Below are 26,893 nucleotides of genomic sequence, written 5' to 3'. Positions count from 1 at the left end.
CGGTTAGTCCGCACGTCCGAGGGAACGGTGAATGGGCTGGATCGTTACGCCTGCGGCTTCGAGTTCTTTGCGGATGCGACGCGCCAGGGCCACAGCATCCGGCCCGTCGCCGTGCAGCAGTACCGTGTCTGTTTGCGCGGGCAGTTCGACGCCGTTGCGGCTGATAATTGTGCCCTCGAGCACCATGCGAACGGTGCGTTCAGCGATCACATCGGGGTCGCTGAGCACAGCGTCGGGAAGCGAGCGCGGCGTGAGTGTGCCGTCGTCTTCGTAGTTGCGGTCAACAGCACCGACCATGGCAATATCGAGGCCATGCTGCTGCGCGAATGGCTCAACGGCTCCTGGCTGGGTGAACATGATGATGCTGGGGTCAAAAGCCGCAACAGCCTGAACCATTGCCTCGGCGTAATCGGGCCGGGTGATGACCAGGTTGCCGAGGCGACCGTGCGGGCACAGGTGAGTCACGCGGCGGCCGTGCGAGCGGGCAAAAGCCGAGAGCGCGCCGAGCTGGTAAAGGATGTCGGTGCGTACTTCGTCGGGGGTGAGGTCCATGGCACGGCGACCGAAACCGACAAGGTCGGGAAAGCTCGGGTGAGCACCGATGCCGACTCCGCGGCGAGCACACTCACCTACCGTGCGATCCATAACCCGTGGGTCTCCGGCATGAAAACCACAGGCAATATTGGCCGATGAGACGATGTCGAGCAGCGCGTCGTCGTCGCCCATCGTGTAAGAGCCGAAACTTTCTCCCAGGTCAGCGACGAGATCAACGGTGATCGACATGGCGATGCTCCTCTCGAGGCCGCGACGGCGATGCGCGCGAGCGGCAGGTGGACAACTGCTCTTCACGGTAAGGAGAGATGGCGCATGCTGGCCAATACGCAGATCTAATGCACGTATAGGTTTCGGTTATCGTGATCGGCGTTACGCTGTGAACCATGGAGACCCGACGCCTGCACTACTTCGTCACGATTGTCGACAGTGGAACAATCACGCGGGCCGCTGAGCTTTTGCACATTGCCCAGCCGGCTCTGAGTCAGCACGTTGCTGCTCTCGAGAATGAGTTCGGCCAGCAGTTGCTGGTGCGCAGCAGGCAGGGTGTGCAGGCAACGGCGGCAGGCCGTTCGCTGTACCGCTATGCGCAGGGAATCCTGCGTCTTGAGCAGGCTGCTCGCCACGATATTGAAAACGATGTGTCGAGTCCCAGCGGTACGGTGACCGTGGGAATCGCACCGTATACGACGTTTTCGCACCAGATTATCCCGATCATTCGGGCTATCCGGTCGCGCTACCCGAAGGTTTTGGTGCGGGCGATCGAGACGCTGTCGGTCACGCATAGCCAGGCAATTCGTCAGGGCCAGTTAGATGCCGGGCTCATTTATGATCCCGGTATTGTGCGAGGCATCCGGTTTGAACGGGTCACGACCGAGGAGCTGTGCCTTGTTGTTCCCGATGGCTGGAAGGGGCCGGAGGGCGTTGTTGACGACGAGGTTCCGGTAGAGAGCCTGGTACCGATGGAGTTTGTGATGCCGCGCAGCGAGCACACGCTGCGGCGCCGACTCGATTCAGCGATGTTTGAGTTGGGTGCCCAGCTGCGAGTGGCGGTTGAGCTGGAGCACACGTATCCTCTCGCCGAGGCCGTTTCTGCACGCTTGGGGGCAGCTGTTTTGCCGCGGTCGACAGCCGAGTTGCTGTTTGGTGACACGGAGCACCGAATATTGCGGATCGTGCAGCCGACCCTGCCGGTGACGCTGTCTTTGGCGACGGCAGAAGATCAACCGCTGTCGCGTGCGGCAGAAGTTGTTATCGAGGTGCTGCGCGAATTCACGCTGCAGCGGTGAGTGGCCGCCGAGAGGCTAAAAATTACCCGCGACCCGCTTTTCGATATAATATTGAAACACTTCTTTTCTGAACCGCCCGCCCCAAGAAAGGCTCTGCCATGGCATATCGCGCCGCCGTCACACGCGGGTACGCACACCCCGATGGCTCCACCATCTTCGGCCGCTTGCCATGGGAGCGCCTGACCGAGGCCGGTATTGAATGGCAGGTGCTCGACGAGGCAACATCGCCCGTCACCGCCAGCATGCTGCAGGGTTTTGACGCCGTCATGGTGCTGGGGCCCGAGCGCATCGACGAAAGTTCTCTTCCGGTCGATGGCAGACTGCGCCACGTCGCACGGTTCGGTGCGGGATACGACGCCGTGGATGTTGCTGCTCTTCAGGCTCGCGGCATCCGGCTCACTAATACTCCGGACGCTGTGCGTGAGCCCATGGCACATACGGCACTGACGCTGTTGCTGGCTCTCGGGCATAACCTGCCAGCAAAAGACCGTCTCGTGCGTGAAGGGCGCTGGGATGAACGCGGAAAGTATCGCGGTCGCGGCCTGATAGGTGCGACAGTGGGCATTGTGGGCTTCGGCGGAATTGGCCAAGCCATTGCAGCGCTGTTGCAGCCTTTCGGTGTGCGTGTTGTGGCCAGCAATCGTTCGGATCGCTCCGCACAAGCGGCCACGCTCGGAGTAGAGATGCTTGCGTTGCCCGGGCTGATGCAGACAAGCGACTATGTGGTTGTGACGGTTCCTGGCGGAGAAGCCACGCGCCATCTGATCGGCGCAGCAGAACTCGACGCCCTCGGTCCGCACGGCTTTCTTGTGAATATTGCGCGCGGCAGCGTGGTCGATGAGCAGGCGCTTATTGATCGTCTGGGTGACGGACGGCTGGCGGGAGCAGGCCTCGACGTTTTTGAACGCGAGCCACTACCCGAAGGGCACCCTCTCACCACCCTCGACAACGTCATCTTGGCACCCCATTCGCTGTGCTGGACCGATGCTTTTACTGAGCGGGTGGCTGGCAGCATGTTCGACTCGGTCATTGCCATCTCGCGCGGAGAAGAGCCCGAACATGCCGTGGTGTGAAGCATGCGCGGCAGACCGCAGCAGCGTACGGTGTGTACGCTGAGGGTGTGGGGGTAGATGTGAGCATGACGCGCAAGCGTCCGGTACGCCGTGCAGGGTTGCGAGACGAAGTTTATCGGTCGATCAGCGCCATGCTGATCGAGAACGAGTTTCACGCGGGTATGCCGCTGCGGGTCGAGGCTCTTGCGCAGATGCTAGAGGTGTCGCACACACCGGTTCGTGAAGCACTTGTGCAACTCGAAGCGACCGGGCTCGTCGACTATGTTGCCAATAAGGGCTATACGGTTGCGCCTCTTCCGACCGAAGAAGAAATGCGGTCGATTATGGATGCCCGTCTTGTGCTCGAGGTCGCATCTGCGCGGCGTGCCGCAGCACAGAATGATCGCGAATTCACCGCCGAACTGGCGCGACTTATCGATGCGCAGTGTGCTGCCGCCGAGCGCATGCTGAACACTGGCGGCGAGGATCATCGTTCAGCTGTGCGCGACTATCTGCAGGTAGACCGTAGTTTTCACGAGGTTATTTTTCGCGCCACCAAGAACCCTTTTCTCATGCGCCTAGCGCAGACGATTGATGGCCAGGCACAGCGCTCGCGGCAGTCGTTTTTGCACGGAGTCGGAGACGCCCAACAGGCTATCGACGAGCACCGCGTTATTCTGTCGGCTCTGGAAGCGGGCGACCCGGATGCCGCTGAATGGGCGATGCAGGAGCACTTGCAGCGCGTGCTCGCTCAGGCCGTGGGCGATATTCGCCCATAATTGGGTGCGACACCGCGCCGTGTATCTGTCATACTAATTATATATAATATCGAGTTAGGAGCGAACATGGCTGTTCGTCAGGGCGGAGCAACCGCCATCATCACAGGCGCAGGATCACAGCGTGGCATTGGCCGCACCACGGCGGCACGATTGGCCCGCGATGGCTGGAGCATTGCCGTGCTTGATCTCGACGGCGAAGCCGCAAGCGCCGTGGCGGAGCAGCTGCGTACCGAGCACGGTGTGCAGGCGATCGGCGTGGCCTGCGATGTCAGTGACCCGGATGCCGTTGACCAGGCGGTTACCCGGGTCGAAGCCGAACTGCCGGCCGTCGACGCGCTCGTCAACTGTGCGGGCATTAGCTCACCGGTGCCGTTTTTGGAGTCAACGCTTGACCAGTGGAACACAGTTATGCGCATCAACGCCACGGGAACGTATCTCATGATGAAAAGGGTCATGCCCGGCTTCGTTGAACGCGGTTACGGGCGCATTGTGAGCCTCGGGTCGACAGCGGCGCAAAACGGCGGCGGAACTTACAGCAAATCGGCCTATGCCGCGGCCAAGGGAGCCATCGAATCGCTCAGTCGGGCCGTCGCTCTCGAGATGGCACCGCACGGGGTAACCGTTAACGTGGTCGCACCGGCAACCATTGACACCGACATTATGGGCGGGCGCATCACCGAAGAGCGAAAGCCCACGTTCCTTGCCCAGCTACCCGTCGGGCGCCTCGGAACAACAGACGAAGTTGCAGCCCTTCTCGAATTTCTCATCGGCAGCGACGCGGGCTACATCACCGGCGCCACCTACAACATCAATGGGGGAATCCGCATTGGCTAGACAGCAGTGCCCCGACACCGCCCTGCGTCCCCGTGCCGCGCAGTGGCCCATTGCCGCGGCCCTGCTACAGCTGCCGGCGACAGATGAACACGGCACTCCGACCACCGAGTTGCCGGCCGAAGAGTGGCATCGTCAGCTGCAACAGGTGAGCGACCTCGGGTACACCTCTATCGAGCTGCCGTCGTCGTGGGTACGAGTCGGTGATCTTTCTGCTTCGCGCCTCGACGAACTCAACGACGTCGTGCGCTCTCTGGGGCTGAGCATTGCCGGCGTCTCGGTTGTGCGCGAAAGCGTGATCCACCCCACGCGGGCCGAAAAGAACCTTGAATTCTCACGACGTACGCTCGATGCAGCAGCTGCGCTCGGAGTCACCGTGGTGTGTTACGGACCCCACGACGCCTTGACCCCTCAGCAGCAAGAAGTGCAGTGGTTCTGGACGATTCCGGGCACCCCTTATCCCACCGACCCCGACGTGCGCGACCAAGCCATTCGCGCATACCGGAGCCTTGCTGAGCACGCCGGGTCGCTGGGCCTGCAAATCTCAATCGAAATGTACGAGGATACATTTCTTGGCACGGGGGCCGGAGCCATCCGTTTTCTCGATGATATTAACCATCCGGCTGCAGGGCTCAACCCCGACCTCGGCAACCTCATTCGTCGCCAGGGGCACATCGAAGCCTGGCAAGACCTGGTAATTGCAACGATGCCGCGCGCCAATTACTGGCACGTAAAAAACTATGCGCGGCTGGAAGACCCAGCATCCGGTCGCGTTTTTACCCACCCCACAGGTCTCGACATGGGAATCATCGATTACAGGCAGGCGATTCCCTATGCCGTCAGTGTCGGGTTCACCGGACCCATCGTGGTGGAGCATTACGGCGGCGACACCCTCTCGGTCGGCGCACGCCACGAGCGTTATGTGCGTTCGCTGCTACCCAAAGACTCCGAAACTCCTCCTCTTCCTACCGTCGCACTCACCAGAAGGGCACAACGATGACGTCTGCCACACCCCACGAACTCCCCACCGAGCGCACCGCCATTGTTACGGGGGCAGCGTCTCCGCGAGGCATAGGCCGAGCCACAGCACACCGCCTGGCGCGAGAAGGTTGGGCCGTTGCTGTTATCGATCTCGATGAAAACGCGGCGCGCAGCGTCGCGGCGGAGGTAGCCGAAAACTATGGCCAGGCCACCTGCGGAATTGGTCTTGACGTGACTGATCGGGCAGGTGCCTTTGCTGCCGTAGAACGCATCAACGCCGAACTGCCGCAATTAGTGGGCCTGGTCAATAATGCCGGTATCAGTTCGCCCACACCGTTTCTCGAAGTAACCGATGAAGAGTGGCGGCGCGTTATCGACGTCAACCTGCACGGTGCCTTTCATATCACGCAGGCAGCGGCCAGAACGATGGCCGCAAACGAAGTCGGGCGCATCGTCAACGTCGCCTCCGCCTCGGCGCAGCGCGGCGGGGGAGTCTATGGCCGGGCGGCCTATTCAGCGTCAAAAGCAGCGCTGTTAGGGTTTGCTCGCACGCTTGCACGTGAACTCGGACCCCACGGGATAACAGCCAACTCGGTCTCGCCCGGCTCAATTGACACCGACATCATGGGCGGGCGGTTGAGTGAAGACCGCAAACAGGTGCTGCTGCAAGAGCTGCCTGTCGGCCGCATCGGGACCGTCGACGACGTCGCCGGTGTCATCGCTTTTCTGCTCGGCCCTGATGGTGGCTACCTGACAGGGGTCACCTACGACGTCAACGGTGGCTCGCACATCGCGTAACCGCGCCGCCGAGCCACGAGAAAGGAATCATCATGACTTCTTCGCCATTTAGGGTTGACCTCACCGGGCAAACTGCTGTTGTAACCGGGGCGCGCTCGGGTATTGGCGCGGCAATTTGCGACGCCCTCCTGGCCAGCGGTGCCCACGTGATTGGACTGCAACGCAGCGTTGATCCGCGCACACACGAGCGCTATCGCAGCGTGCAGCTTGATTTGGCCAACCTCGACGCTGTCGATTCGGTGTCTGCCCAACTGGCAGCCGACCACAACGTTGACATTCTCATCAACAACGCCGGAATCAACATCCGGCATCCGTTCGAAGACTTTCCCGCCGAAGAGTGGGATACGGTTCTCGACGTCAACCTGCGCGCCCTCATGCGCATGACGCAGCACTTTGGTCGCCCTATGCTCCAGCGTGGCTCTGGCAGCATCGTGAACATCGCATCGATGCTGTCATTCTTCGGCGGGTTTACTGCATCGGCCTATGCGGCATCGAAGGGTGGGGTGGGACAACTCACCAAGTCGATTGCCAACGAATGGGCCAGTAAAGGCGTGCGCGTTAACGCCATCGCGCCGGGCTTTATCGCCACAGAAATGAACACCGCCCTGATGGCAGACGAAACACGCGACCGACAAATTCGCGAACGCATTCCCGCCGGCGACTGGGGTCGCGCGCACGACATTGCTGGTGCAGCTCTCTTTCTTGTCTCTGACGCCGCCGCCTATGTTCACGGCGCGGTCATCCCCGTCGACGGAGGGTACCTGAGTCGATGACTACCGCATCACCATCACACAGCCCCGTGACGTCACACAGCCCCGTGCGAGCGATCGTCGCTCACGGAGCAGGCGACCTGCGGGTCGACCAGCATCCGCTGCCGCAGCCCGGGCCGGGCGAAGTGCGCGTGCGCATTGCTTTCGGCGGAATTTGTGGCTCTGATCTGCACTACGCGGCAACGGGTCGCAATGGAATATATGAGATTCGTGAGCCGCTCACACTCGGACACGAAGTGGTCGGCACCGTCGACGGCTACGGGCCCGGGGCATCCGGAACATACCCGCCAGGAACCCCCGTTGCGATTCACCCGGCAACACCCACACCCGCGCCCGGAGCATCACGGGGCAGCGGACTTAACCTTGCCGTAGGCGGTAGCTACCTCGGCAGCGCCTCGACCACACCGCACACGCACGGCGGTTTTACCGACGCCCTCATCGTGACCGAGGCGCAGCTGCGGCCTCTTCCTACCGGTCTCGACCTGCGCCGCGCGGTGCTGACCGAGCCGCTCGCCGTGGCGATTCACGCCGTCGGCCTTATCGAAGAACAGGTCGGTGGGTCTCGCGTTCTCGTGAGCGGATGCGGACCCATCGGTGCACTGGCGGTTGCCGCGCTCCGCCATGCCGGGGCAGCACACATTACTGCGTGCGACCTGCACCGGATGCCACTCGACATCGCCACACGCGTTGGAGCCAACCAGACAATTCAGCTCGGCACCGACCCCGCGCCCGAAAGTGACAGTTACGACATTGTCGTTGAAGCAGCCGGTGTTGTGCCCTCACTCACCACCGCACTGAACTCGGTGCGACGAGGCGGCACAATCGTGCAACTAGGCATGCTGCCACCCGGCGAACTTGCCGTTGCGCTCGCAGCAGTCGTATCAAAAGAGGTGCGCCTGCAGGGCACTCAGCGTTTTGACTCAGAGTTCGACGAAGCGCTCGCGATGCTGGCTGTCGACCCGACGATAGAAGAGGTCATTAGTCACGAATTTGACGCCGATGATGCGGCCGAAGCCTTCCGTGCCGCAGCTGATTCTGCGCGCTCAGGCAAGGTCATCGTGCGCATGAACGCATGATCTGTTCTGCCCTCATAACGACTGCTTATGGAAGACCCGGTTACCTCAGGCCTCCTGTGCGGCAATATGGCCCATGACTACGGCGACATCATGTTGCACGTCGCTCAGGAGATATGCAACGGAGCCCCTGATACCACCGCGGGAGCGCACATGACGAATGTGAAACTCGATCTCATCGATCTCACGAAACAGTACGCGCCGGGAATTGACCCGGCCGTAGACAAACTCAATATGCAGGTCGATGAAGGCGACCTGGTAGCCCTACTGGGGCCTTCCGGATGCGGCAAAACCACGACTCTTCGTATGGTTGCCGGGCTGATGGACCCCAGCGCCGGAACCATCGTTGTCGATGGCAAAGACATCACCCGCACGCCCGTACACAAACGTGGCATGGGGATGGTCTTTCAGTCGTACGCGCTGTTTCCACACATGAACGTCGCAGAAAATGTGGCGTTCGGTCTGCAGATGCGCAAGATCGGTAAAGACCAACAGAAGCAGCGCATCGACCAGGCACTCGACATGGTGCAGCTGGGACACCTCTCGCAGCGCCCCGTGAAGGCACTCTCGGGTGGTCAGCAGCAGCGCATCGCGCTGGCACGCGCCCTCGTGGTTGAACCAACCCTGCTGTTGCTCGACGAACCGCTGTCGAACCTCGACGCGAAATTGCGCGAAACCATGCGCACCGAAATTCGCGCTATCCAGCAGCGCACCCGTGCAACAACGCTGTTCGTGACACACGACCAAGACGAAGCCCTCGACATGGCCGACCGCATCGCCATCATGAACGGCGGGCTCATTGAGCAGTTCGGTACACCCACCGAGGTCTACGAACGCCCGCGCACACGCTTCGTCGCCCACTTCGTCGGCCGCGCCAACCTGTTCGATGCCACGATCGGCAACGCCACAGGACGCACCGCCGAGGGCGACACCATTTATGAGTTCACCGTCGACGGACTCGGTGCGGGCCATGCGATTGGCGATGCAGGGCTAGAAAACTCGGCACGCACCGTGCTCATTCGCCCCCATCGGGTAGGAATCGCAGCATCCGGAGAATCATTTACCGGAGAGAGCCTGCAGGGCACCGTCGAAACCACCAGCTACACCGGCGACTCTTTCGCGCTGTCTGTGCGAGTGGGGAGCCACACCATTTCGGCCGAGTCACTGACGGCAGGAAACCGAATTCCGCAGCGCGGCGACTCGGTCTATGTCACGTGGGATGTCGAGAACGCCCTCGTCATCCCCGAGAAGGTCAACGGTTGATATGAGCATCACAGAAACCGCCACGATTCAGGGCATCACTCCCGGAAAGTCACGCGGGGGCGGCGATCAAGAGCGCGCCCGTAAACGCCACGACTCCCGCATCCGGTGGGCACTTCTCGCCCCCGGAATCCTCGGGCTCATTGTGAGCTTCGTTTTTCCGCTGCTGTTCATGGCGCGTATGTCATTCAACATCGGAGAACCCAATGGTGTCGTGCATGAGACATTCACGTTCGAGACCTACATGCGTTCGCTCTCCGACCCCTACTACTGGAAAGTAACGGTCGACACCTTCTGGATGGGTTTGGCCACCGGTGTGCTGTGCGTGCTGGTCTCGTACCCCATTGCGCTGTTCCTGGCGCGCACCGAGAGCAAGTGGAAAGGCGTGCTCATTGCACTCGCTATCGCCCCGCTTCTCACAAGTGCGGTCGTGCGCACCTTCGGATGGATGGTCATTCTGGGCAACCAGGGTTTGATCAACACGACCCTCATGGAATGGGGTCTCATCGATACCCCGATAGTGCTGGCAAACAACATGACCGGCGTGATTATCGGGCTCGTCGAAATATTTATGCCGTACGCCATATTGGCGATGATGTCGGGCTTCGGCCGCATCAATACGCAGCTAGAAGAAGCAGCAGGATCCCTCGGCGCCAGCAAAACTAAAGTGTTTACCCGCATTACGCTGCCGCTGAGCCTGCCCGGTGTTCTCACCGGCTTCCTGCTCGTCTTCGTGCTCTCGATCTCGACATTCATTACACCGCGACTCCTCGGCGGAGGCGTGGTGCAGGTTCTCGCCACCGAGATCTACGACCAGACAACCGGCCTCTTGAACTGGCCATTCGCAGCAGCACTCTCGATGATTTTGCTTGTGCTGTTCGGAGTCGTGATCGCCCTGTATTCGGCCATCGTTCGCAAGATGGGATTCTCATCATGAGTACCGCACAGTTGACGTTTAAAAAGCGCCCGAGCGGCGGTCGCATCGCGTTCATTTCGCTCGTCGTGCTCATGTACATTTTCTTGCTGGCACCACTGGCGATCGTCGTGGTCATATCGTTCAGCTCGAACCAGTACATTTCGTTCCCACCCGAGGGCTTCACGCTCAAGTGGTACCAGATGCTGCCGTCGAAACAGCAGTTCATGACGGGCCTTGGGCACAGCCTGGTGACAGCCAGCATTGCCACAGCGATCGTGCTGGCCATCGGTGTTCCGGCGGCTCTGGCTATTAGTAAGTTTGAGTTTCGCGGCAAGGGTGCGATCGAAGCCTTCTTCCTTTCGCCCCTCCTCGTACCCTCGATTGTGATCGCCCTCGGACTCGTGCTGCTGCTCGGGCCCTACGGACTCACCAACACGTATCTGAGCATCATTCTCGGACACGTCGGAATCACCATCCCGTACCTCATGCGCACAACACTGATGAGTCTTGCCACATCAGATACCTCGTGCGAAGAGGCAGCAAAAGTGCTCGGAGCGTCGGGCTTCACCGTCTTCCGACGCGTGACACTGCCGATCATCGCTCCGGGCGTCATCGCCGGTGCGGTACTGGCATTCATCGTGTCATTCGACGAAATCGTTATCTCGCTGTTCGTGGCCGAGTCGGGCAAGCCGACACTGCCCGTACAGGTGATGCGCTACGTCGAAAACTCGGCAGACGCTGTTGTCGCAGCGCTATCGGTCATCCTCATCCTGTTCTCGATACTCGTCGTCGTCATTGTTGAACGCCTGACGGGCCTGCGCAAGGCGCTGAACTAAGAAAGGTCCACAGAACCGTGATGAGCACCCAGCGCTTGCGGGTTGTTGTTGCCGCGCCCTTTCACGCCGAAAATGCCGCGGTGATCACCGACAAAGAACCCCGGATCGAGCTCGTCTACGAGCCCGAGCTGCTACCACCTATGCGGCATCCGGCCGACTTCTCAGGTGACCCCAGTTATCAGCGCACAGCGGAGCAGCAGCGTCGCTACTGCGAACTGCTCGACTCGGCAGATGCCCTGTACGGAATACCGGACGTGAATCCGCTCGAGCTGGCCCGCACCGTGCGCGCTAACCCCCGACTGCAATGGGTACACACCATGGCAGCCGGGGGTGGCGGGCAAGTGAAAGCAGCCAACCTCAGCGACGAAGAGCTCGCCCGAGTAACATTCACCACCTCGGCAGGCGTGCATGGTGAACCACTCGCAGAATTCGCTCTATTCGGTGTTCTTGCCGGGGCAAAAGACCTCCACCGGTTGCTCCACCAACAGCAGCAGAAAAACTGGAGCGACCGGTGGGCCATGCGGCAGATTACCGACATGACCATCCTGGTTTTGGGCGTCGGCGGAATCGGACGCAGTGTCGCCACGAAAGCATCGGCTCTCGGCGCGCGGGTTGTGGGATACTCGCGTCGCACAGAAGTCCCCGATGGTTTCGACGCCGTGGTGGGTCCAGCGGAACTGAAGAAAGCCGTGGCCGCAGCAGACGCCATTGTGACAACGCTTCCCGGCACAGCGCACACCGAAAACCTCATCAACGCCGATCTTCTCGAGCATGCTCGCGAGAATGTCATTATCGTCAACGTAGGGCGCGGCACCGTCATTAACGAGCCCGAGCTGACGGCCTTCTTGCAGCAGCATCCGGCAGCATTCGCGGCTCTTGACGTCTTTGCACACGAACCGCTTTCCGCTGACAGCCCCCTGTGGGCCATGAGCAACGTGCTTATCGCGCCGCACACGGCAGCGCTGACCACCAGCGAAGAGAAACGCATCGCTGAACTATTTGCCAGCAACGCCACGAGCCTGCTCAACGGCGAACCGCTGCGCAATGTTGTCGACACCGTGGAGTTTTACTGACAATCACACGCCACAGTGCGACAACCAGCACGGCCGACCACTTCGCCGATCTGTATCCGGGGGGATGACAGTGAAGCAGTGGTCGGCCGTGCACAGGGCATGCTAAACGCCCTACTTCCGCCCTGCTTCCGCCCTACTTCACCGCCCTACTTCACCGCCTTGATCGGCCACACGGCAAACGCGCCCAGAATAGAAAGCGCAATGCCTACGGGAAAAACCCCGGCGAACCCGAAAAGCAGCACAATGACCCCCGAAACACCGGGAGCCAGTGTTTGAGGCAGCGTGGCGGCAATATTCACGACGCCAAGATCTCTTGCGAACGGCCTGCAAACCCAGTAGTTTTTTGACCGATCGATCGACATGGCCGAACAAATTCGCGAGACGGTTTTTGACTGGATGACCGAAAATGGGCGTAAAAAGATCACCGCCGTCGCAGGGTGATCTAACGACACGCGAGACCGGCCAAAAACATGCTCTGACATGGACATGTTTGCTGTCTTGGCCTACTCTGGGTAGGCGCGTTGAACACATGACTGCGCCGCCTATTCTCCCCAAGTATGGCGGATGGTTTCCCCAGAACCGAGTGGTCGTTCGGCGCCATTAGGGCCCTCTCGAGTCGGCCAGTCCCCAATGGGCGTCTCGAGGGGGCCGCTGCTTTTCTTCCGCGGGGCTGTGCGCGGGCGTTCTCTCGTTCGCGACCGGGCACGACATGCCGCGTTGCGTTTCGCGCCCGGCGGCGTTGTGCTCTGTTGTGCAGGTGTGTTCTCCACTGTCGCGACCGGGCACGACATGCCGTCCCTGTTCGCGGGACGCGGCGTGTTGCGCCCGGTCGCGCAGGGAAGGCTGCGGCGTAACGGCGTGTTGTGCCCGGTCGCGGGCGCGTCACGGCGGGCGCGTCACGGGGGGAGCGTCACGGCGGGAGCGTAACGGTGCGGCGCGCGACGGCGGCCCACGGGCCAGATCGCGCGGCGAAGGCAGCGACGCCGGATGCCAGCATCCGGGAGCAACACACAAAAAACGCCAGCCCAACTCCGCAAAAATATCTCGTCGTGCAACACGCGCTTTTGTCCCCCATTTGGGGGACAAAACTCAGCTTTTGCATGTAATCTTGACGTGACGCACCCTCCGGTCGTCTCTGGCCCTCACCACACCCCCCGTGGTGGGGGCCATTTTGGTATAAAAAACTGTTATGCAACGTTTATGTCACCATCTCCTATGGGCTCTTGCGTTATAAGCCTGCTCCGCTAGCGTTAGGGGGTCGGTGCTAGTCAGCGTCGGCTCCGCCCCCAGTAAGAAAGCATTAAATGAGTACCCAGGGCACAGTGAAGTGGTTCAACGCGGAGAAGGGCTTCGGCTTTATCTCCCCCGATGAGGGCGGCGCAGACGTTTTCGCGCACTACTCCGCCATTCAGACCTCCGGCTTCCGTTCACTCGAAGAAAACCAGCGTGTTGAGTTCGAGGTAGCACAGGGCCCCAAGGGCCTTCAGGCCGAGAACATCCGCGCCATCTGAGCGGACTTTTATAAAATCTCCCCACCGAACCCGTTTCGGTGGGGAGATTTTTTGTTTCCGGATGCTGCGCCGCTAGCGCCCCTCCGGCAGAATGAGCTCGCGCAGTTCGTCGACGGTGGCGACTCTGGCGATCGATCCTTCTGCTTCGCTGGCTTCGCCGAAGCCCCAGTCGACAAAAATCACGGGAATGTCGTAGAGCGCGGCTCCGTCGATGTCATGGTGACGGTCGCCGATGAGAACGGGGCGCGATACGTCGACTCCGGCAGCCGAGAGTCGGGTGAGGGCGCGTTGCAGAACTTCGGCTTTGCCTTCGTGTTGCCCTTCGGGGCCGGATGCTGCCCCGGATACCGCTTCGAACTGGTCGATGAGTTCGTAGTGTTCGAGAATGGCACGCACCTGGTTTTCGGGTTTCGTGCTGGCTGTTGACTGTGGAATACCTGCCGCATGAACGTCGCGTACGAGTTCGGGTACCCCCTCGTAGAGGTCGACGGCTGCCGCGTACCCGTCTTCGGCGGCGAGGGCGCGGTACCGGGCGACGGCTTCTGCGGCCTGGTCGATTCCCATGCCTCCCAGTCGCTGGAATGATTCGAGCATGGGTGGGCCGATCCAGAGCGAAAGGCTCGAGGCATCCGGAACAGGCAAACCGTACGACTCAAACACAGCGACGAGTCGGGGCAAAATTCCTCGCGAAGCATCGGCGATAGTTCCGTCGACGTCCCACAGCACGCACGTGTATTCAGTAGTAGGCATACTTCTACCCTATGGCCGAATAGGTGTCCGGCTGCGGCGAGGGCTCGGTCGCGGGTACGTAGCATCCGGTTAGAACAACCGCGGTGCGCCCGATTCGATACCTTTCATGTCTTCGTAGTCAAGAACGAGGCACCGGATGCCGCGGTCTTCGGCGAGTACTCGCGCTTGGGGTTTAATTTCTTGGGCCGCAAAAACGCCTTCGACGGGTGCGAGGTGGGGGTCGCGGCGTAAGAGTTCGAGGTAGCGGGTGAGCTGTTCAACGCCGTCGATTTCGCCGCGGCGTTTGATTTCGACGGCGATGGCGGCCCCGGCCGAGTCGCGCACCAGCAGGTCGACCGGGCCTATCGCTGTGGGGTATTCGCGGCGCACGAGGGTGGCACCTTCGGCGATGCGATCAACCTGTTCGGCGAGCAGGCGTTGCAGGTCGGCTTCGACGCCGTCTTTTTGGAGCCCGGGATCGACACCCAGTTCATGCTGCGAGTCGTGCAGCACTTCATATATTTGTACGCGCAGCGCATCGCCTGTTTTAGTGTGTGTGACTGTCCACACGTCAATAACTCCGGCGGTGGCTTCTTCTTTACCGGGCGTCTCGGTTTCGAGGCGGCACGGTGGGCTCATCCAGTTGAGTGGCTTATAGCTGCCGCCATCAGAGTGTACGAGCAGACTGCCGTCTTCTTTATGCACAAGAAGTCGGGTCGCGAGGGGCAGGTGGGCATGGAGGCGGCCGGTGTAGTCAACAGCGCAGCGGGCGATAACAAGACGCACGCGTCGAGCCTACCTGCCACAACCGACACGGGCATGGTGAGGATTCCGGATGCTGCACGGGCAGCGGCATCCGGTGATTACACCGCCGTGCCTGCTGACCGCATCGCCGGGGTCGACATTTCGTCGTCGCGCAGGGGCCGTGCAGCGCCCGAGAACAGGCACGAGAGTGCGGCGAGAGCCACCAGCACCCACAGGGTGTTGAGGAGGCCGATGTGTTCGCTGATGAGGCCGAGAATGGGCGGGCCGCCAAGAAATGCGACGTAGCCGATAGTGGCGCAGGCGCTGACGCGTGCGGCTGCTTTGGCGGGGTCGTCGGCGGCTGCGGACATGCCGAGGGGGAAGCCGAGTGAGGCTCCGACTCCCCACAGGGCTGCGCCGGTAAAGACGAGGACGAGGTTGCCGTTGGCGAGAATAAACAGTGCGATGCCTGCTGCGGCGGTAACTCCCAGTACGCGCAGTACGGTCACGCGGCCGAAGCGGTCGACGAGCGGCCCGCCAATAAGGCGCACGGCGGTCATGGCGACCGAGAATACGGCCAGCGCTGCAGCGCCCACCGCGGCAGCCCCGCCGTGCCCTTCGACGACGCCGAGTGCGAGCCAGTCGTTGGCACCGCCCTCGGCAAAAGACATGCCGAGCATGACGATGCCGAGCGCCCAAATGCGCGGCTCGCGCCACACCTCGAGGGCCGTGTGCATGCGTTCGCCCCAGCTCGGTGGGGTATCGGTCTCGGGCGCAGGCTGCTCATGCTGCGGTACGGCACTAAAGCACAAAAATGCGAGGGCAATGATGACGATACCGATGGTGCTCGCGTGCGTAGCAACGTCGAAACCAAAACGGGCGGCCACTGCGCCCAGGCCCGCGCCAATCACGGTGCCGAAGCTAAAGAAGGCGTGAAAGACCGGCAGGATCGTTTTGCCCATGCGTTGCTCGATGGCGGTGGCTTCGACGTTCATCATGACGTCGAGGCAGCCGTTGCCGAAGCCGAACATGACAAGGCCAAGGAGCACGACCGGCACCGAGCCGAGAACGTTAGCTCCCACACCGATGAGCGTCACGCCGACGCCGAACATCAGCATCGATATCAGCATGCCCAGGCGTGCACCGGTTCGTGCCATGACAGCGGGGCTGGATGAAATGCCGATGATCGAGGCGATACCCATACCCAGCAAAAGTAGGCCTACCTGGGCTTTATCGATCTCGAGTGCGACTTTAATATCGGGCACACGAGACGCCCAGGTTGCAATGGAGAGGCCGCTCGCCAGAAAGATGGCAAAAATGGCGGCGCGCCAGCGCACGAACTGGGCGCGGCTAAGAACCGTGTGCATCGTCCCATTCTATCGAATCGATTCGACTGCGGAGGCACACAGCGAGTATTCTCGCCCTATGGCTCCTGCACCTGCGTCCGCTCGGCGCCGCGCCACGATCGCCGATGTCGCGCGTCACGCGGGAGTCTCACCATCCACCGCTTCGGTCGTTTTCAGCGGCAAAGCGCCGGTTGCCGAAGCCACCCGCGAACGGGTCTTGCAGGTGGCCGAAGAGCTGCCGGACCCGACCCGCGCGCGGCGTCTCTGCGTCGCGGGCGCAGCGGAATCGTGGCCGTGGTTATTGAAGGGCGTTTGCGTGCGGCTTTTCGCGACCCGGTCACAACCGCCACCATGGACGGCCTTACCGAGGGGCTGGCGAGAGTGGGCGCCGGTGTGCTGCTGTTGCGCGATGACCACCAGCATCCGGATGCCCCGAGTCTTGCCACCGCACCGATCGATGCGGTTGTGCTTATCGGATGCAACGGTCGTATGAGGGCTGCGCTTGATCAGGTGCGTGCGCGGCACCTGCCGGTGGTGGTTATTGAGGGCGATGCGGGTGACGATATTCCACGAATTGAGCTCGATAACTATGAGGCCGCGGCGCTTATTGCGCGTCATGTGGCCGACCTTGGCCACGACGATGTGGCGACTGTGACGCTGCCCTTTGATAGTGACCGGGTGCGCGGTGATGCGAGTGCGCAGCGCCAGGCGAGCATCGAGGTCGATGTCACGCGCGACCGATTGACGGGCGTGCACGAGGTGTTTCCTGCCTCTCGCGTTGTGTCGACAGCGGCCAGCTCGATTGACGAGGGTGTTCTTGCTGGGCGTTTGCTGCTCGAAGGGCCTGTGCGCCCCACCGCGATCCTGGCGCAGAGTGATCTTTTAGCGGCCGGAATTATTCGCGCGGCGGCCGAGCTCGGCGTGCGCGTGCCCGAAGACGTCAGCGTTACCGGGTTTGATGGCATTGCCATTGATGGTCTCGAGGGTCGAGTGCTCACAACAGCGGTGCAACCGGCGGCCGAGAAGGGGCGCGCCGCAGGCGAAACAATTGCCCGGATGCTAGAGGGCGAAGCCGTCGCCTCGCGGCGATTTACGAGCCAGTTTCGTGCCGGATCAACCACAGCCGCACCCGCAACGCGAGCACGGCAGGCCCGGTGACAGCACTGATGGGGCTGGAGAAATTTGTGGGAACTACCTATTCCACCACACGCATTTATGCAGAATCGGACCAGAAAGTCAGATTCTGCCCGTAAAATGATCGGGTACTGACCGCCTTCCTGCCCGGGGACTGACGAGCCAGAGGAGCCGCCGCATGCTGATGCTCCTTGCCGTCTTCACGGTGGCCGCGCTTGTACTGCCGCTGATGGTTTCGTGGTGGGGGGCTCGTGCTTTTGCGGTGGCCAGCCTTATTCCTGCTGCGGCATTTGTTCACGCTGTCGTGCTGGGGCCACAAGTGTTGGCGGCTGCGTCGCCCGACGATGTTCCGGTCGAGTCGGTTGCCTGGATTCCTTCGCTCGACATTGCCCTGTCGTTCCGGATGGACGTGCTCAGCTGGGTGCTGGCCCTCATCGTGACCGGTGTTGGTGCTCTCGTGCTGCTGTATTGCACCTGGTATTTTCGCGATGATCGCGACGGCCTAGGCCAATTCGCCGCAGTACTGCTGGCGTTTGCCGGGGCGATGTATGGGCTCGTGCTCACGGATGACGCCATGTTGCTGGTGATGTTTTGGGAGACCACCAGCATCCTGTCGTATCTGCTCATTGGGTATTACCATCGCCGGGGTGCCAGCCGTCGTTCGGCACTGCAGGCATTGCTGGTAACCACGCTCGGTGGCCTCGTGATGTTCGTGGGCATGATTCTGCTGGTCGTTGCCACGGGCACTTCGAGTATTAGCGGCATTATTGCGGCGGCACCGTCGGGGCCGCTGGTCAACGCCGCGGTTGTGATGCTGCTGGTGGGGGCGCTGAGCAAATCGGCTATTTTTCCCTTCCATTTTTGGCTTCCCGGTGCCATGGCGGCTCCCACGCCGGTCAGTGCCTATCTGCACGCGGCTGCCATGGTCAAGGCGGGCATTTATTTGGTGGCCCGGTTTGCGCCGGCTTTCGCGCTGAGCGAGCCGTGGCGGCCACTCACCGTCGGCCTGGGTGTTTTTACCATGCTGCTGGGAGGGCTGCAGGCGCTACGCGAGACCGACCTAAAACGAATTTTGGCTTTCGGTACGGTCAGCCAGCTGGGTATGTTCACGGCTGTTCTTGGTTTGGGTACACCGGATGCTGCGCTGGCAGGTTTTGCCCTGGTGCTCGGCCATGCCCTCTTTAAGTCGACACTGTTTTTAATTGTGGGCGTTATTGACCGCCAGTTGGCGACGCGTGACGTGCGCGAGCTTTCGGGGGTGGGTAAGCAGGCGCCGGTGATGACGGTGGCGGCTTTTATCGCGGTGGCCTCGATGATGGGCGTCGCGCCCACGCTCGGTTTTGTGGCGAAGGAGTCGACCCTTGCAGCGCTTGTCGGTGATGCGCAGAGTGGCTCGCTATGGGGTTGGGTTGCCATTGTTGGCGTTGTTGCCGGCTCTATTCTTACCGCGGCCTATGGGCTGCGCTTTTTGTGGGGTGCATTCTGGACAAAAAAGACTGCGGCGGGCGAGCCTGTTCCCACAACGCCCTGGCCCGATCCGCCGCTGGGCTTTCTGGCGGCGCCGATCGTGCTGGCGGGCCTTTCTCTGGCAGGCGGGTTTGCCGCACCGCTGGTTGACTCGGCGCTGCGTGGCTACGCCGAATCACTGTCTATTCCGCGGGCAGATGGTGTGGTTCCGGCCGTGGGCCATTTGGCGCTGTGGCACGGGTTTGAGCCTGCACTGTTTCTTTCGCTCTTCGCTGTTGTCGCAGGTATTGCGCTGTTTTTTGTTGCACAGCGCACACGGTGGCATGAGCGCCCGCGCCTGGTGACATTTACGGCACAGGAGGCGTATAACACGGTCACGCGCGGTGTCGACCGGCTTTCTGTCATCACCACAGCGTTGACTCAACGCGGCTCACTGCCGGTGTACTTGGGCACGATTGTGGTCGTGGTGGTGCTGGCCGAAACGGCCGCCCTATTCATGGCTGGCCCGCGCGATGTGCAGTTGAGTCCCTGGCACTCGCCGATTCAGTTGATTGTTGCACCGGTCATGATGGCCGCTGCTGTTTTGGCGATTCGTGCCCAAAAGCGGTACACGGGGGTTGTGCTCGCATCGGTGACCGGCCTCGGTATGGTCACGCTGTTTGCCACCAGCGGTGCCCCCGATTTGGCTCTGACCCAGATTCTTATCGAGACGGTCACCCTGGTTACTTTTGCGCTGGTGTTGCGTCGCCTACCTGCACGGCTGGGGGAGCACAATGCCTCGGTGGGCCGCCTGCCCCGGGCAATTTTGGGCGCGGCAGCCGGTGTCACGATGGCCGTTGTCGCCATTGTTGCTACGGGTGCTCGCGTGGCAGATCCGGTCTCCAAGAATTTTGCCGACATGGCCTACGAATTGGGCCATGGCAAAAACGTTGTGAATGTGGCGCTGGTTGATCTTCGTGGTTGGGACACCATGGGCGAGATTACCGTGCTGGTGCTGGCGGCGACCGGTGTGGCGTCATTGGTGTTTGTGACGCACCGCACCGACCTGCTCTCGAATACGCGCAGTCTTCCTCCTGCTGGGCGGCGGCTCTCTCGGCGACCGCTGGTCGAAACAACCGAGGGTGCACGCTTCCAAACGGCAGAGAACCGTGGCAGCCCTCGTGCCTGGTTGATTGGCGGGCAGACGCAGCGGCCTGAAGAGCGCTCACTGCTGCTCGAAGTGATTGTGCGGGTGCTTTTCCACACGATCATTGTGGTGTCGATCTTCTTGCTCTTTGCCGGTCATAATCTGCCCGGCGGCGGTTTTGCTGGTGGTCTGGTCGCCGGTATGGCCTTGGTTATGCGCTATATCGCGGGCGGACCGTGGGAGCTGGGTGCGGCTGCGCCCACCGATGCCGGTCGTCTGCTGGGTGCCGGTGTGATTCTTGCCGTAGGGGCCGCGATGGCTCCGCTGTTTTTTGGTTTGCCGCCACTGGCCAGTGTTATGTGGGAGGCCACGGTGCCGCTGCTCGGCCATATTGAATTTGTCACCTCGACCATTTTCGATATTGGCGTGTACCTGGTGGTGATCGGGCTGGTTCTCGACGTGCTGCGCAGCCTCGGAGCAGAGGTTGATCGTCAGGCGATGTCTCGTCGTACGAGGGGAGCGCGTGCGTAGTGGATACGTCACTGACCCTCATCATCATCATGGCTGTGCTTTTCGGATGCGGCGTGTACGCCATGCTCGAACGAAGCCTGACGCGTGTGCTCATCGGCTTCATACTGCTGGGCAATGCGGTGAACCTGCTGCTGTTGATTGTTATGGGCAAGCCCGGAGCTGCACCGTTCTTTGGCGACGAGGGCCCACTCAGTGATCCCTTGCCACAGGCGCTGACGCTGACGGCGATCGTGATTAGTTTTGCCGTCACCGCTTTTCTGCTCGCCCTCATCTACCGTTCGTGGCAGCTGGGTCGTGCCGACACCGTCGAGGATGACGTTGACGATATTGCCGTGCGTGAACGCAGTGATATCGAAGAAGAGATTATGGATGAAGAGTCGGCGGGCGCCGATGACGATGCCGTGACCGACTTCGTCGATGTCGCAACCGCCCCGATTCGTATTCTGCATCATCGTGACGAAGACGCCATCGTGGATAACGCGCCGGTGAATACGTCTTCGCGCCGCCCGAAGCGGTCGCAGCGACCGCTGTCCCGCGACGACCGTGGTGCGAACCCTGGCGATGATTCCGATGGCGGTGGTGCTCGATGATGCACGCACTGGTTCCGCTTCTCGTGGGTCTGCCGCTATTGGGGGCGGCAATAACTCTTGTTGCGGGTCGTCGCACGCGACTGCAGGCGATTGTCTCAATCATGATGCTGGTGGCTGTGGCGATCATTGCCACCGTGCTGCTGGTGGCTGTTGATGCTGGTCAGGCTATTGCTGTCGAGGTGGGAGGCTGGCAAGCGCCGTTCGGTATCGTGCTGTACGTTGACCGCTTGGCTGCGCTACTGGTTGTGGTGTCGAGCATTGTGCTGCTGGCTGTTTTACTCTTTGCCATGGGACAGGGCTTTGCCGATGGGCCCGAAGAGACACCAATTTCGATCTTCAACCCCTCCTATCTCATTCTCGCGGCCGGTATTTTTACTGCCTTTATTGCCGGCGACCTGTTCAACCTCTACGTGGGTTTTGAAATCTTGCTCGTGGCCTCGTATGTGCTGATTACGCTCGGCAGCACCGAGTCGCGTATTCGCACGGGCGCGGTTTACATTGTTGTTTCGCTGGTTTCTTCGGTGCTGTTCCTGGCTGGAATCGCCATGATCTATGGCGCGCTGGGCACGGTAAACATGGCGCACATTGCCGAGCGTATGCATGAGCTACCGCAAGAAACTCAGCTGGTGCTGCATGTGTTGCTGGTGGCGGCGTTCGGTATTAAGGCCGCTATTTTTCCGGTGTCGTTCTGGCTTCCCGACTCATACCCCACGGCTCCGGCCCCGGTAACAGCGGTGTTTGCGGGTCTGTTGACCAAGGTGGGCGTGTATGCGCTCATTCGCACCGAGACGATGCTGTTCGTCGATAACAACATCAATATGGCCCTGCTCATTGTGGCGCTCGCCACACTTGTGGTGGGTGTGCTGGGTGCAGTAGCCCAGGCCGAGCTCAAGCGTATTCTGTCGTTTACGCTCGTGAGCCACGTGGGTTACATGATCTTTGGTCTTGCGATCGCTACACCCACTGCTTTGGGCGCGACGGTGTACTACATCGTGCACCATATTGTGGTGCAGACCACACTGTTCTTGGCGGTTGGTCTTATTGAGCGGCGCGCGGGCAGCACGTCGATCTTGAAGGTGAAGGGGCTCATGAAGGCGGCTCCGGTCATCGCCGTGCTGTATTTTGTGTCCGCCGTCAACCTGGGTGGTATCCCGCCCTTCTCGGGATTCATCGGCAAGGTGGCTCTGTTCGATGCTGCTGCGCAGGTGGGAACACCCATCATGATGGTGCTGATCGCCGGGGGTGTTGTTACTTCGCTGCTCACGCTGTATGCCCTCATGCGTGCGTGGAACCTGGCGTTTTGGCGTGACGACAGTGAACCGGCCGAGGCCGAGAGTAAACGCATCGCCTACCTGGGCGGGGCGCCGGCCGCCGAAGACGAGCACGAGCGCCGTCGTATTCCGCGCATCATGACGGCCGCGACCACCGGAATGGTTGTCGTCACCGTGGCGCTGACGATTTTTGCGGGGCCGCTGTATGCGCTGTGTGAACGTATTGGCGATACTCTTCTCGAACCGGTGCAACTGGTAAGTCTGCAGGAGGGTGAGTCGTGAGCCCTGAGATACCCCGCAATGCGTGGCGCGATGTGCGCATCCAGCTGCCCTTTTTACTGTGGCTTGTTGTGCTGTGGATGCTGCTGTGGAACCAGTTCACGGTGCTGTCACTGGTAACAGGCATTGTGGTTGCCATATTTGTTACCCGCGTTTTTCGGTTGCCGACAGTGGAGCTTTCGGGTCGCATAAACGTGTGGTGGAGCGCAGTGTTTCTCACCCAGTTCCTGGCGGCCGTAGTGCACGGCGCGCTGCTGGTCGCCTGGCAGGTGATTGATTTTCGGAGGCAGCCGGGCACGGCCATTATTGAGGTGAAACTGCGTTATCCCGACGATCTGGTGATGACGCACGTTTCTGTGACTGCGTCGCTTATTCCCGGCTCGTTCGTGGTGGAAACCGACCGCCTGCGCGGAATTTTGTATCTGCACTTCATTGGTGCGCGGTCGATGGACGAGGTTGAAAAGCAGCGTCAAGATGTGTTGCGCTGGGAGCGACGCATTGTTCGAGCAGTGGGCAGTCGGGAACAGTATGCCGCGCTGCGTGCTGATGAGGGGCGACCGCTCGCCCACACCCGCGCCCGCACGAATGCGTCCGGGGGGCAGGCCTCATGAACACGCTTCTCCTGATCATCATGATCGTTTTTGGTATCGCCGCGGTCATCACCGTCATTCGTATCGTGCTGGGTCCGTCGATACTTGACCGTGCGGTTGCCGCCGACGTTCTCATGACCGAGGTGATGTGTGTTCTCGGCGCAGAAATGGCCATCAATCAACACACGCGCACAATACCCGTGCTCATCATTATGGGAGCAGTGGGCGTGTTCGGTTCGATAGCGGTTGCCCGCTATGTAGCGCGAAGGGACAACACTCCATCATGACTGTTTTTAACTTCGTGATTCCGGATGCCGTTATCGACGTCTCTGTTCTGGCATTGATTCTTGCCGGCGCTCTCCTGTGCCTGACAGCAGCGATTGGTCTGCTGCGTTTCCGCGATGTCCCCACCCGCCTGCACGCCGCAACCAAACCGCAGGTGCTCGGGCTCGTCTTTATTTGCGCGGCGGTGGCGCTGTCACAGCGGAACGTTCTAGGGATTTTGCTGGCCGCGCTCCTGGTCTTCCCCGTGATTCTCATGCAGTTTGCTACAGCACCGCTAGCCGCACACATGATCGGCCGTCAGGCGTACCGCAACGGACGCATCGAACGGCACGAAATGGTGATCGACGAGCTGGCAGAGTCAAAAAAGACTCCACCAGCAGCGGGCGGCTAGAGCGCTACTTTTTTGGGGTGAGCGTGAGCGTATTCGTGATCGTGGGGCTCACAGCATCCGGAGTAAACGCCCACGGTCGCTGAATACCCGCCGCCCAATCTTCCGCCTGGTCGACATAGTTGTCATGAAAGGCATGACCGCTCGTGCCGCTGAGGTTGATCCAGGTGGAGCGGTCGAAGTCGTCAAGGTCGATCACCATGCGGAATGAGGGCACCGTGGCGGTGGCGTACGATTCGCCGAGCACCCAGCCGGTGGCATTCACAACCGATGTGCCGCCGCCCGTCGCATATGGTCCGCGGTTGAACAGCCACTCAATGGGCGCGATACCCGATGTGCCGAGGGTGGCGTGTGTGAGTGTGAGGGCGTGAAGATCGCCCCAGTTCCAGCGCTCAACCTTGTCGCCCTGCAGTTCGCGAAGCTCGTCGTAGGCCTGCTCGGCCGAGAGCGCGAGCATCTCATGCATAGAAGAAACCCCGAGTGATTCGTTCACCCATCGTGGGTCATCGGGGTTGTCGAGCATGGGGCCAACGATGGTGAACAGGCGGCCGTGGTCGGTCAGGGGAGTGGGGTTCTCGCGCTCGGCAAAGACGTTGTCGGCTATGCGCGACCACAGCACATTGGCGTAGGCAGCGGCAGCCGAATCGGCGTTGTTTTGGGCATCCCAGTTGCCGAGCAATGCAATGGCTGCGCGAACCCCCTCATGAGAGACCGGCACGCCGGGCATAACGGTGGCCAACTTCTTGCCCAGCCACATCTCGTTGTCGTTCTGAATATTTTGCATATCGGCAACCGTGACGGGCCCCGCTGCTATCGCACGCTCGACGAGGTAGGTGATGCGCGCGGCACGGTAGCCGTAGTCCCAATCGCGCGACAAGAAATACGGATAGTTTTCGTCGACGATGGCGTTATTTGCCGTCACAATGTAGCCCTGCGGCGGGTTATACGAAACGGGCAGGTCTTCAAAGGGGATGAACCCGGTCCAGTCAAAAGAGCTATCCCAGCCCGGCTGCGGCAGTGTGCCATCGCCGCCCGAACGAATGGGAAGACGCCCGGGCGCCTGATAGCCAATGTTGCCGTCGATATCGGCATAGATCAGGTTTTGGGCAGGCACGTCAAACTGGGCCGCGGCGGCACGAAAGTCACCAAAGTTCTCGGCCGTGTTCATCGCAAAGATTGCTGATGCGGTTGTGCCGGGGTCAAGAGCCGTCCAGCGCAGGCTGATGGCGTACTCTCCTGGCATCTGTTCGTCGGGCGCCGCCTGCATTCCGCTGTCTTGTTCGAGGTCGTGGATGGCGTCGATGATGCCGGTGAAGTCGGCGGTGAGGCCCGAAACAATGGGGCCGTGTACGGTTGAGCGAATTTCAAGCGGCACGTCTTCGCCACCTGCTACGCGGATCGTGTCGGTGCGGGTCTCTAGCGGCACCCGAGCACCGTCGCGCCAGTAGTCGTCGCCATCGACGCGTTCAACATAAAGGTCGGCCACATCGGTGGTGAGGTTGGTAAAGCCCCACGCGATGCGCTCGTTGTGACCAATCACAATGCCGGGTAGACCGGAAAAGCTGTATCCCGCGACTGCAAAGGGGCAGTCGTCCGAGACGGTGCCGCATCGCAGCTGCATCTGGTGCCACACCGACGGCATAGCAGCACCCAGGTGCGGGTCGTTGGCCAACAGTGGCATTCCGGTTTTGGTATGTTGACCCGAAACGACCCACGAGTTCGAACCGATTCCTTCGCCGGCGCCGCTCACCAGCGTGCTGACGGCATCAACAACGCTGGCCACCTGCTCCCATTCAATGACCGATTCCGCAGGTGCTCCACCACCTGCGCCTTCGCCGCCGGCTTCGTCGTCACTGTTATCTGCGGCATCCGGGGCAGTGGCTTCGGGGTCTGTGGGCTCGGGCGCGGGGAGAATTCGCGGCACGATCACGGGGTTGGTGCCGAAGGGGTAGGGCGGGAAGAGGGCGTCGATCTCTTCGCTGTCGTAGGCAGAGAGAAGCAGTGCCCGCTGGGTTTCTTCTTCGACGTTGGTGCGAAGATCCCACGCCATGGCTTTCAGCCAGGCGACGGAGTCGGCCGGTTGCCACGGCTCGGGATCGTACTCGGGGTTCATTATGCCCAAAACGGCATATTCGAGTGAGAGGTCGGCTCCGCGATGTTCGTCGAGGTAGGCGTTCACGCCCTCGGCATAGGCCTCGTACATGCCGCGCGTTGCGTCGTCCATGGCTTCGACCTCTTGTTCGGCAACAACGCGCCAGCCGAGGGTGCGCAGAAAGGCGTCGGTGCCCACCTGTGATTCACCGAACAGCTCGGCCATGCGCCCCGAGGTCACGTGGCGCCGAAAGTCCATTTCCCAAAACCGGTCTTGAGCATGCACATAGCCCTGAGCCCGAAAAAGGTCGTGAGCGTTGTCGGCGGTAATGGTGGGAATACCCCGGCCGTCACGCTGCACGGTCACGGGTGAATCGAGCCCGGCAAGCGCTGCCTCGCCCGAGAGCTGCGGGAAGGAGCGCTGCACTGTCCATGCGCCAAAAGCACTGCCGGCCGCGGCAATAACAAGCACGATGGCAAGCACCCACAGCACGACTTTGACGATAACTCGGCCGGGGCGACGCCGTGCATTGCCGTCGGAGTATGTGGTTATGCTCGCGGTCGACGTCATCGCTGACCCTTTCGGTAAAGACAACACCCT

Annotated in this window: 26 protein-coding genes and 1 pseudogene; 21 read left to right on the top strand and 6 right to left on the bottom strand. The window is 61.1% G+C overall.

Annotated features, from left to right (window positions below; translation table 11 throughout):
* Positions 1-3: 3 nt before the first annotated feature.
* Positions 4-783, bottom strand: a complete 780-nt coding sequence (locus tag ACQUSW_RS12850; RefSeq protein WP_428932707.1) for a LamB/YcsF family protein — start codon at positions 781-783, stop codon at positions 4-6.
* Between the two features lie 155 nt (positions 784-938).
* Here ACQUSW_RS12850 and ACQUSW_RS12845 point away from each other — a divergent pair, with 155 nt between their 5' ends.
* The 12 genes from ACQUSW_RS12845 to ACQUSW_RS12790 all read left to right on the top strand — a co-directional run bounded on the left by ACQUSW_RS12845 (position 939) and on the right by ACQUSW_RS12790 (position 12,210).
* Entirely contained in the window at positions 939-1,841 is a 903-nt protein-coding gene (locus ACQUSW_RS12845; protein WP_428932706.1) for a LysR substrate-binding domain-containing protein, read from the top strand.
* Between the two features lie 98 nt (positions 1,842-1,939).
* A complete protein-coding gene (locus tag ACQUSW_RS12840; RefSeq protein ID WP_428932705.1) occupies positions 1,940-2,914 on the top strand; it encodes a 2-hydroxyacid dehydrogenase in 975 nt (324 codons plus the stop codon).
* 65 nt (positions 2,915-2,979) lie between these two features.
* Positions 2,980-3,672, top strand: a complete 693-nt coding sequence (locus ACQUSW_RS12835; protein ID WP_428932704.1) for a GntR family transcriptional regulator — start codon at positions 2,980-2,982, stop codon at positions 3,670-3,672.
* A 66-nt stretch (positions 3,673-3,738) separates the two neighbouring features.
* Complete coding sequence (locus ACQUSW_RS12830; RefSeq protein ID WP_428932703.1) at positions 3,739-4,506, top strand: SDR family NAD(P)-dependent oxidoreductase; 768 nt, start codon at positions 3,739-3,741, stop codon at positions 4,504-4,506.
* Positions 4,499-5,503 carry a sugar phosphate isomerase/epimerase family protein gene (locus ACQUSW_RS12825; protein WP_428932702.1) on the top strand — a complete coding sequence of 335 codons (1,005 nt, stop codon included), beginning with the start codon at positions 4,499-4,501 and terminating at the stop codon, positions 5,501-5,503. Before ACQUSW_RS12830 ends, ACQUSW_RS12825 begins: the two co-directional genes overlap by 8 nt.
* A complete protein-coding gene (locus ACQUSW_RS12820) occupies positions 5,500-6,282 on the top strand; it encodes an SDR family NAD(P)-dependent oxidoreductase (protein WP_428932701.1) in 783 nt (260 codons plus the stop codon). The genes ACQUSW_RS12825 and ACQUSW_RS12820 overlap by 4 nt, the downstream gene beginning before the upstream one ends.
* 32 nt (positions 6,283-6,314) lie before the next feature.
* A complete protein-coding gene (locus tag ACQUSW_RS12815; RefSeq protein ID WP_428932700.1) occupies positions 6,315-7,055 on the top strand; it encodes an SDR family NAD(P)-dependent oxidoreductase in 741 nt (246 codons plus the stop codon).
* Entirely contained in the window at positions 7,052-8,128 is a 1,077-nt protein-coding gene (locus tag ACQUSW_RS12810) for a zinc-binding dehydrogenase (protein ID WP_428932699.1), read from the top strand. The genes ACQUSW_RS12815 and ACQUSW_RS12810 overlap by 4 nt, the downstream gene beginning before the upstream one ends.
* A 150-nt stretch (positions 8,129-8,278) precedes the next feature.
* Entirely contained in the window at positions 8,279-9,388 is a 1,110-nt protein-coding gene (locus ACQUSW_RS12805; RefSeq protein WP_428932698.1) for an ABC transporter ATP-binding protein, read from the top strand.
* 1 nt (position 9,389) lies between these two features.
* A complete protein-coding gene (locus ACQUSW_RS12800; RefSeq protein ID WP_428932697.1) occupies positions 9,390-10,322 on the top strand; it encodes an ABC transporter permease in 933 nt (310 codons plus the stop codon).
* Positions 10,319-11,137, top strand: coding sequence for an ABC transporter permease (locus tag ACQUSW_RS12795; protein WP_428932696.1), 819 nt, complete (start codon positions 10,319-10,321; stop codon positions 11,135-11,137). The genes ACQUSW_RS12800 and ACQUSW_RS12795 overlap by 4 nt, the downstream gene beginning before the upstream one ends.
* Before the next feature lie 20 nt (positions 11,138-11,157).
* A complete protein-coding gene (locus ACQUSW_RS12790) occupies positions 11,158-12,210 on the top strand; it encodes a D-2-hydroxyacid dehydrogenase (RefSeq protein ID WP_428932695.1) in 1,053 nt (350 codons plus the stop codon).
* Between the two features lie 146 nt (positions 12,211-12,356).
* On the opposite strand, the gene ACQUSW_RS12785 is transcribed toward ACQUSW_RS12790, so the two are convergent.
* Complete coding sequence (locus ACQUSW_RS12785) at positions 12,357-12,509, bottom strand: hypothetical protein (RefSeq protein WP_428932694.1); 153 nt, start codon at positions 12,507-12,509, stop codon at positions 12,357-12,359.
* Positions 12,510-13,514: 1,005 nt separating this feature from the next.
* Here ACQUSW_RS12785 and ACQUSW_RS12780 point away from each other — a divergent pair.
* Positions 13,515-13,721: a cold-shock protein gene (locus tag ACQUSW_RS12780; RefSeq protein WP_428932693.1), complete on the top strand. Its 207-nt coding sequence runs from the start codon at positions 13,515-13,517 to the stop codon at positions 13,719-13,721.
* A gap of 72 nt (positions 13,722-13,793) precedes the next feature.
* Here the strand turns inward: ACQUSW_RS12780 and ACQUSW_RS12775 are convergent, their stop codons facing one another.
* The 3 genes from ACQUSW_RS12775 to ACQUSW_RS12765 all read right to left on the bottom strand — a co-directional run bounded on the left by ACQUSW_RS12775 (position 13,794) and on the right by ACQUSW_RS12765 (position 16,561).
* Complete coding sequence (locus ACQUSW_RS12775) at positions 13,794-14,471, bottom strand: HAD hydrolase-like protein (protein ID WP_428932692.1); 678 nt, start codon at positions 14,469-14,471, stop codon at positions 13,794-13,796.
* A 69-nt stretch (positions 14,472-14,540) separates the two neighbouring features.
* On the bottom strand, positions 14,541-15,236 hold the full coding sequence (gene nucS, locus ACQUSW_RS12770) for an endonuclease NucS (RefSeq protein ID WP_428932691.1): 696 nt from the start codon (positions 15,234-15,236) through the stop codon (positions 14,541-14,543).
* Positions 15,237-15,313: 77 nt separating this feature from the next.
* Complete coding sequence (locus tag ACQUSW_RS12765; RefSeq protein WP_428932690.1) at positions 15,314-16,561, bottom strand: MFS transporter; 1,248 nt, start codon at positions 16,559-16,561, stop codon at positions 15,314-15,316.
* Between ACQUSW_RS12765 and ACQUSW_RS12760 the strand changes: the two are divergent.
* From ACQUSW_RS12760 to mnhG, 8 genes and pseudogenes are all read left to right on the top strand, one after another.
* Positions 16,479-16,721, top strand: a pseudogene (locus ACQUSW_RS12760) (hypothetical protein); the annotation flags it as partial. The gene ACQUSW_RS12765 and the pseudogene ACQUSW_RS12760 overlap by 83 nt on opposite strands.
* Positions 16,722-16,828: 107 nt before the next feature.
* On the top strand, positions 16,829-17,698 hold the full coding sequence (locus ACQUSW_RS12755; protein WP_428932689.1) for a substrate-binding domain-containing protein: 870 nt from the start codon (positions 16,829-16,831) through the stop codon (positions 17,696-17,698).
* Positions 17,699-17,852: 154 nt separating this feature from the next.
* Positions 17,853-20,798 (top strand): Na+/H+ antiporter subunit A, encoded by a 2,946-nt coding sequence (locus ACQUSW_RS12750; RefSeq protein ID WP_428932688.1) that lies wholly within the window; start codon positions 17,853-17,855, stop codon positions 20,796-20,798.
* Entirely contained in the window at positions 20,798-21,388 is a 591-nt protein-coding gene (locus ACQUSW_RS12745; RefSeq protein ID WP_428932687.1) for a Na(+)/H(+) antiporter subunit C, read from the top strand. The genes ACQUSW_RS12750 and ACQUSW_RS12745 overlap by 1 nt, the downstream gene beginning before the upstream one ends.
* Positions 21,388-22,941, top strand: a complete 1,554-nt coding sequence (locus ACQUSW_RS12740) for a Na+/H+ antiporter subunit D (RefSeq protein WP_428932764.1) — start codon at positions 21,388-21,390, stop codon at positions 22,939-22,941. The genes ACQUSW_RS12745 and ACQUSW_RS12740 overlap by 1 nt, the downstream gene beginning before the upstream one ends.
* Positions 22,938-23,549 carry a Na+/H+ antiporter subunit E gene (locus ACQUSW_RS12735; protein ID WP_428932686.1) on the top strand — a complete coding sequence of 204 codons (612 nt, stop codon included), beginning with the start codon at positions 22,938-22,940 and terminating at the stop codon, positions 23,547-23,549. Before ACQUSW_RS12740 ends, ACQUSW_RS12735 begins: the two co-directional genes overlap by 4 nt.
* Complete coding sequence (locus tag ACQUSW_RS12730; protein WP_428932685.1) at positions 23,546-23,815, top strand: MrpF/PhaF family protein; 270 nt, start codon at positions 23,546-23,548, stop codon at positions 23,813-23,815. The genes ACQUSW_RS12735 and ACQUSW_RS12730 overlap by 4 nt, the downstream gene beginning before the upstream one ends.
* Positions 23,812-24,204 carry a monovalent cation/H(+) antiporter subunit G gene (gene mnhG, locus ACQUSW_RS12725; RefSeq protein WP_428932684.1) on the top strand — a complete coding sequence of 131 codons (393 nt, stop codon included), beginning with the start codon at positions 23,812-23,814 and terminating at the stop codon, positions 24,202-24,204. Before ACQUSW_RS12730 ends, mnhG begins: the two co-directional genes overlap by 4 nt.
* Before the next feature lie 4 nt (positions 24,205-24,208).
* Here mnhG and ACQUSW_RS12720 read toward each other — a convergent pair whose 3' ends face one another.
* Positions 24,209-26,863, bottom strand: coding sequence for a penicillin acylase family protein (locus ACQUSW_RS12720; protein ID WP_428932683.1), 2,655 nt, complete (start codon positions 26,861-26,863; stop codon positions 24,209-24,211).
* Positions 26,864-26,893 lie beyond the last annotated feature (30 nt).

Source organism: Microbacterium luticellae (genome assembly GCF_050408645.1).
Lineage (GTDB): Bacteria > Actinomycetota > Actinomycetes > Actinomycetales > Microbacteriaceae > Microbacterium.
Note: the sequence above shows the minus strand (reverse complement) of the source record. Positions and strands in the feature narration are given on the sequence as shown.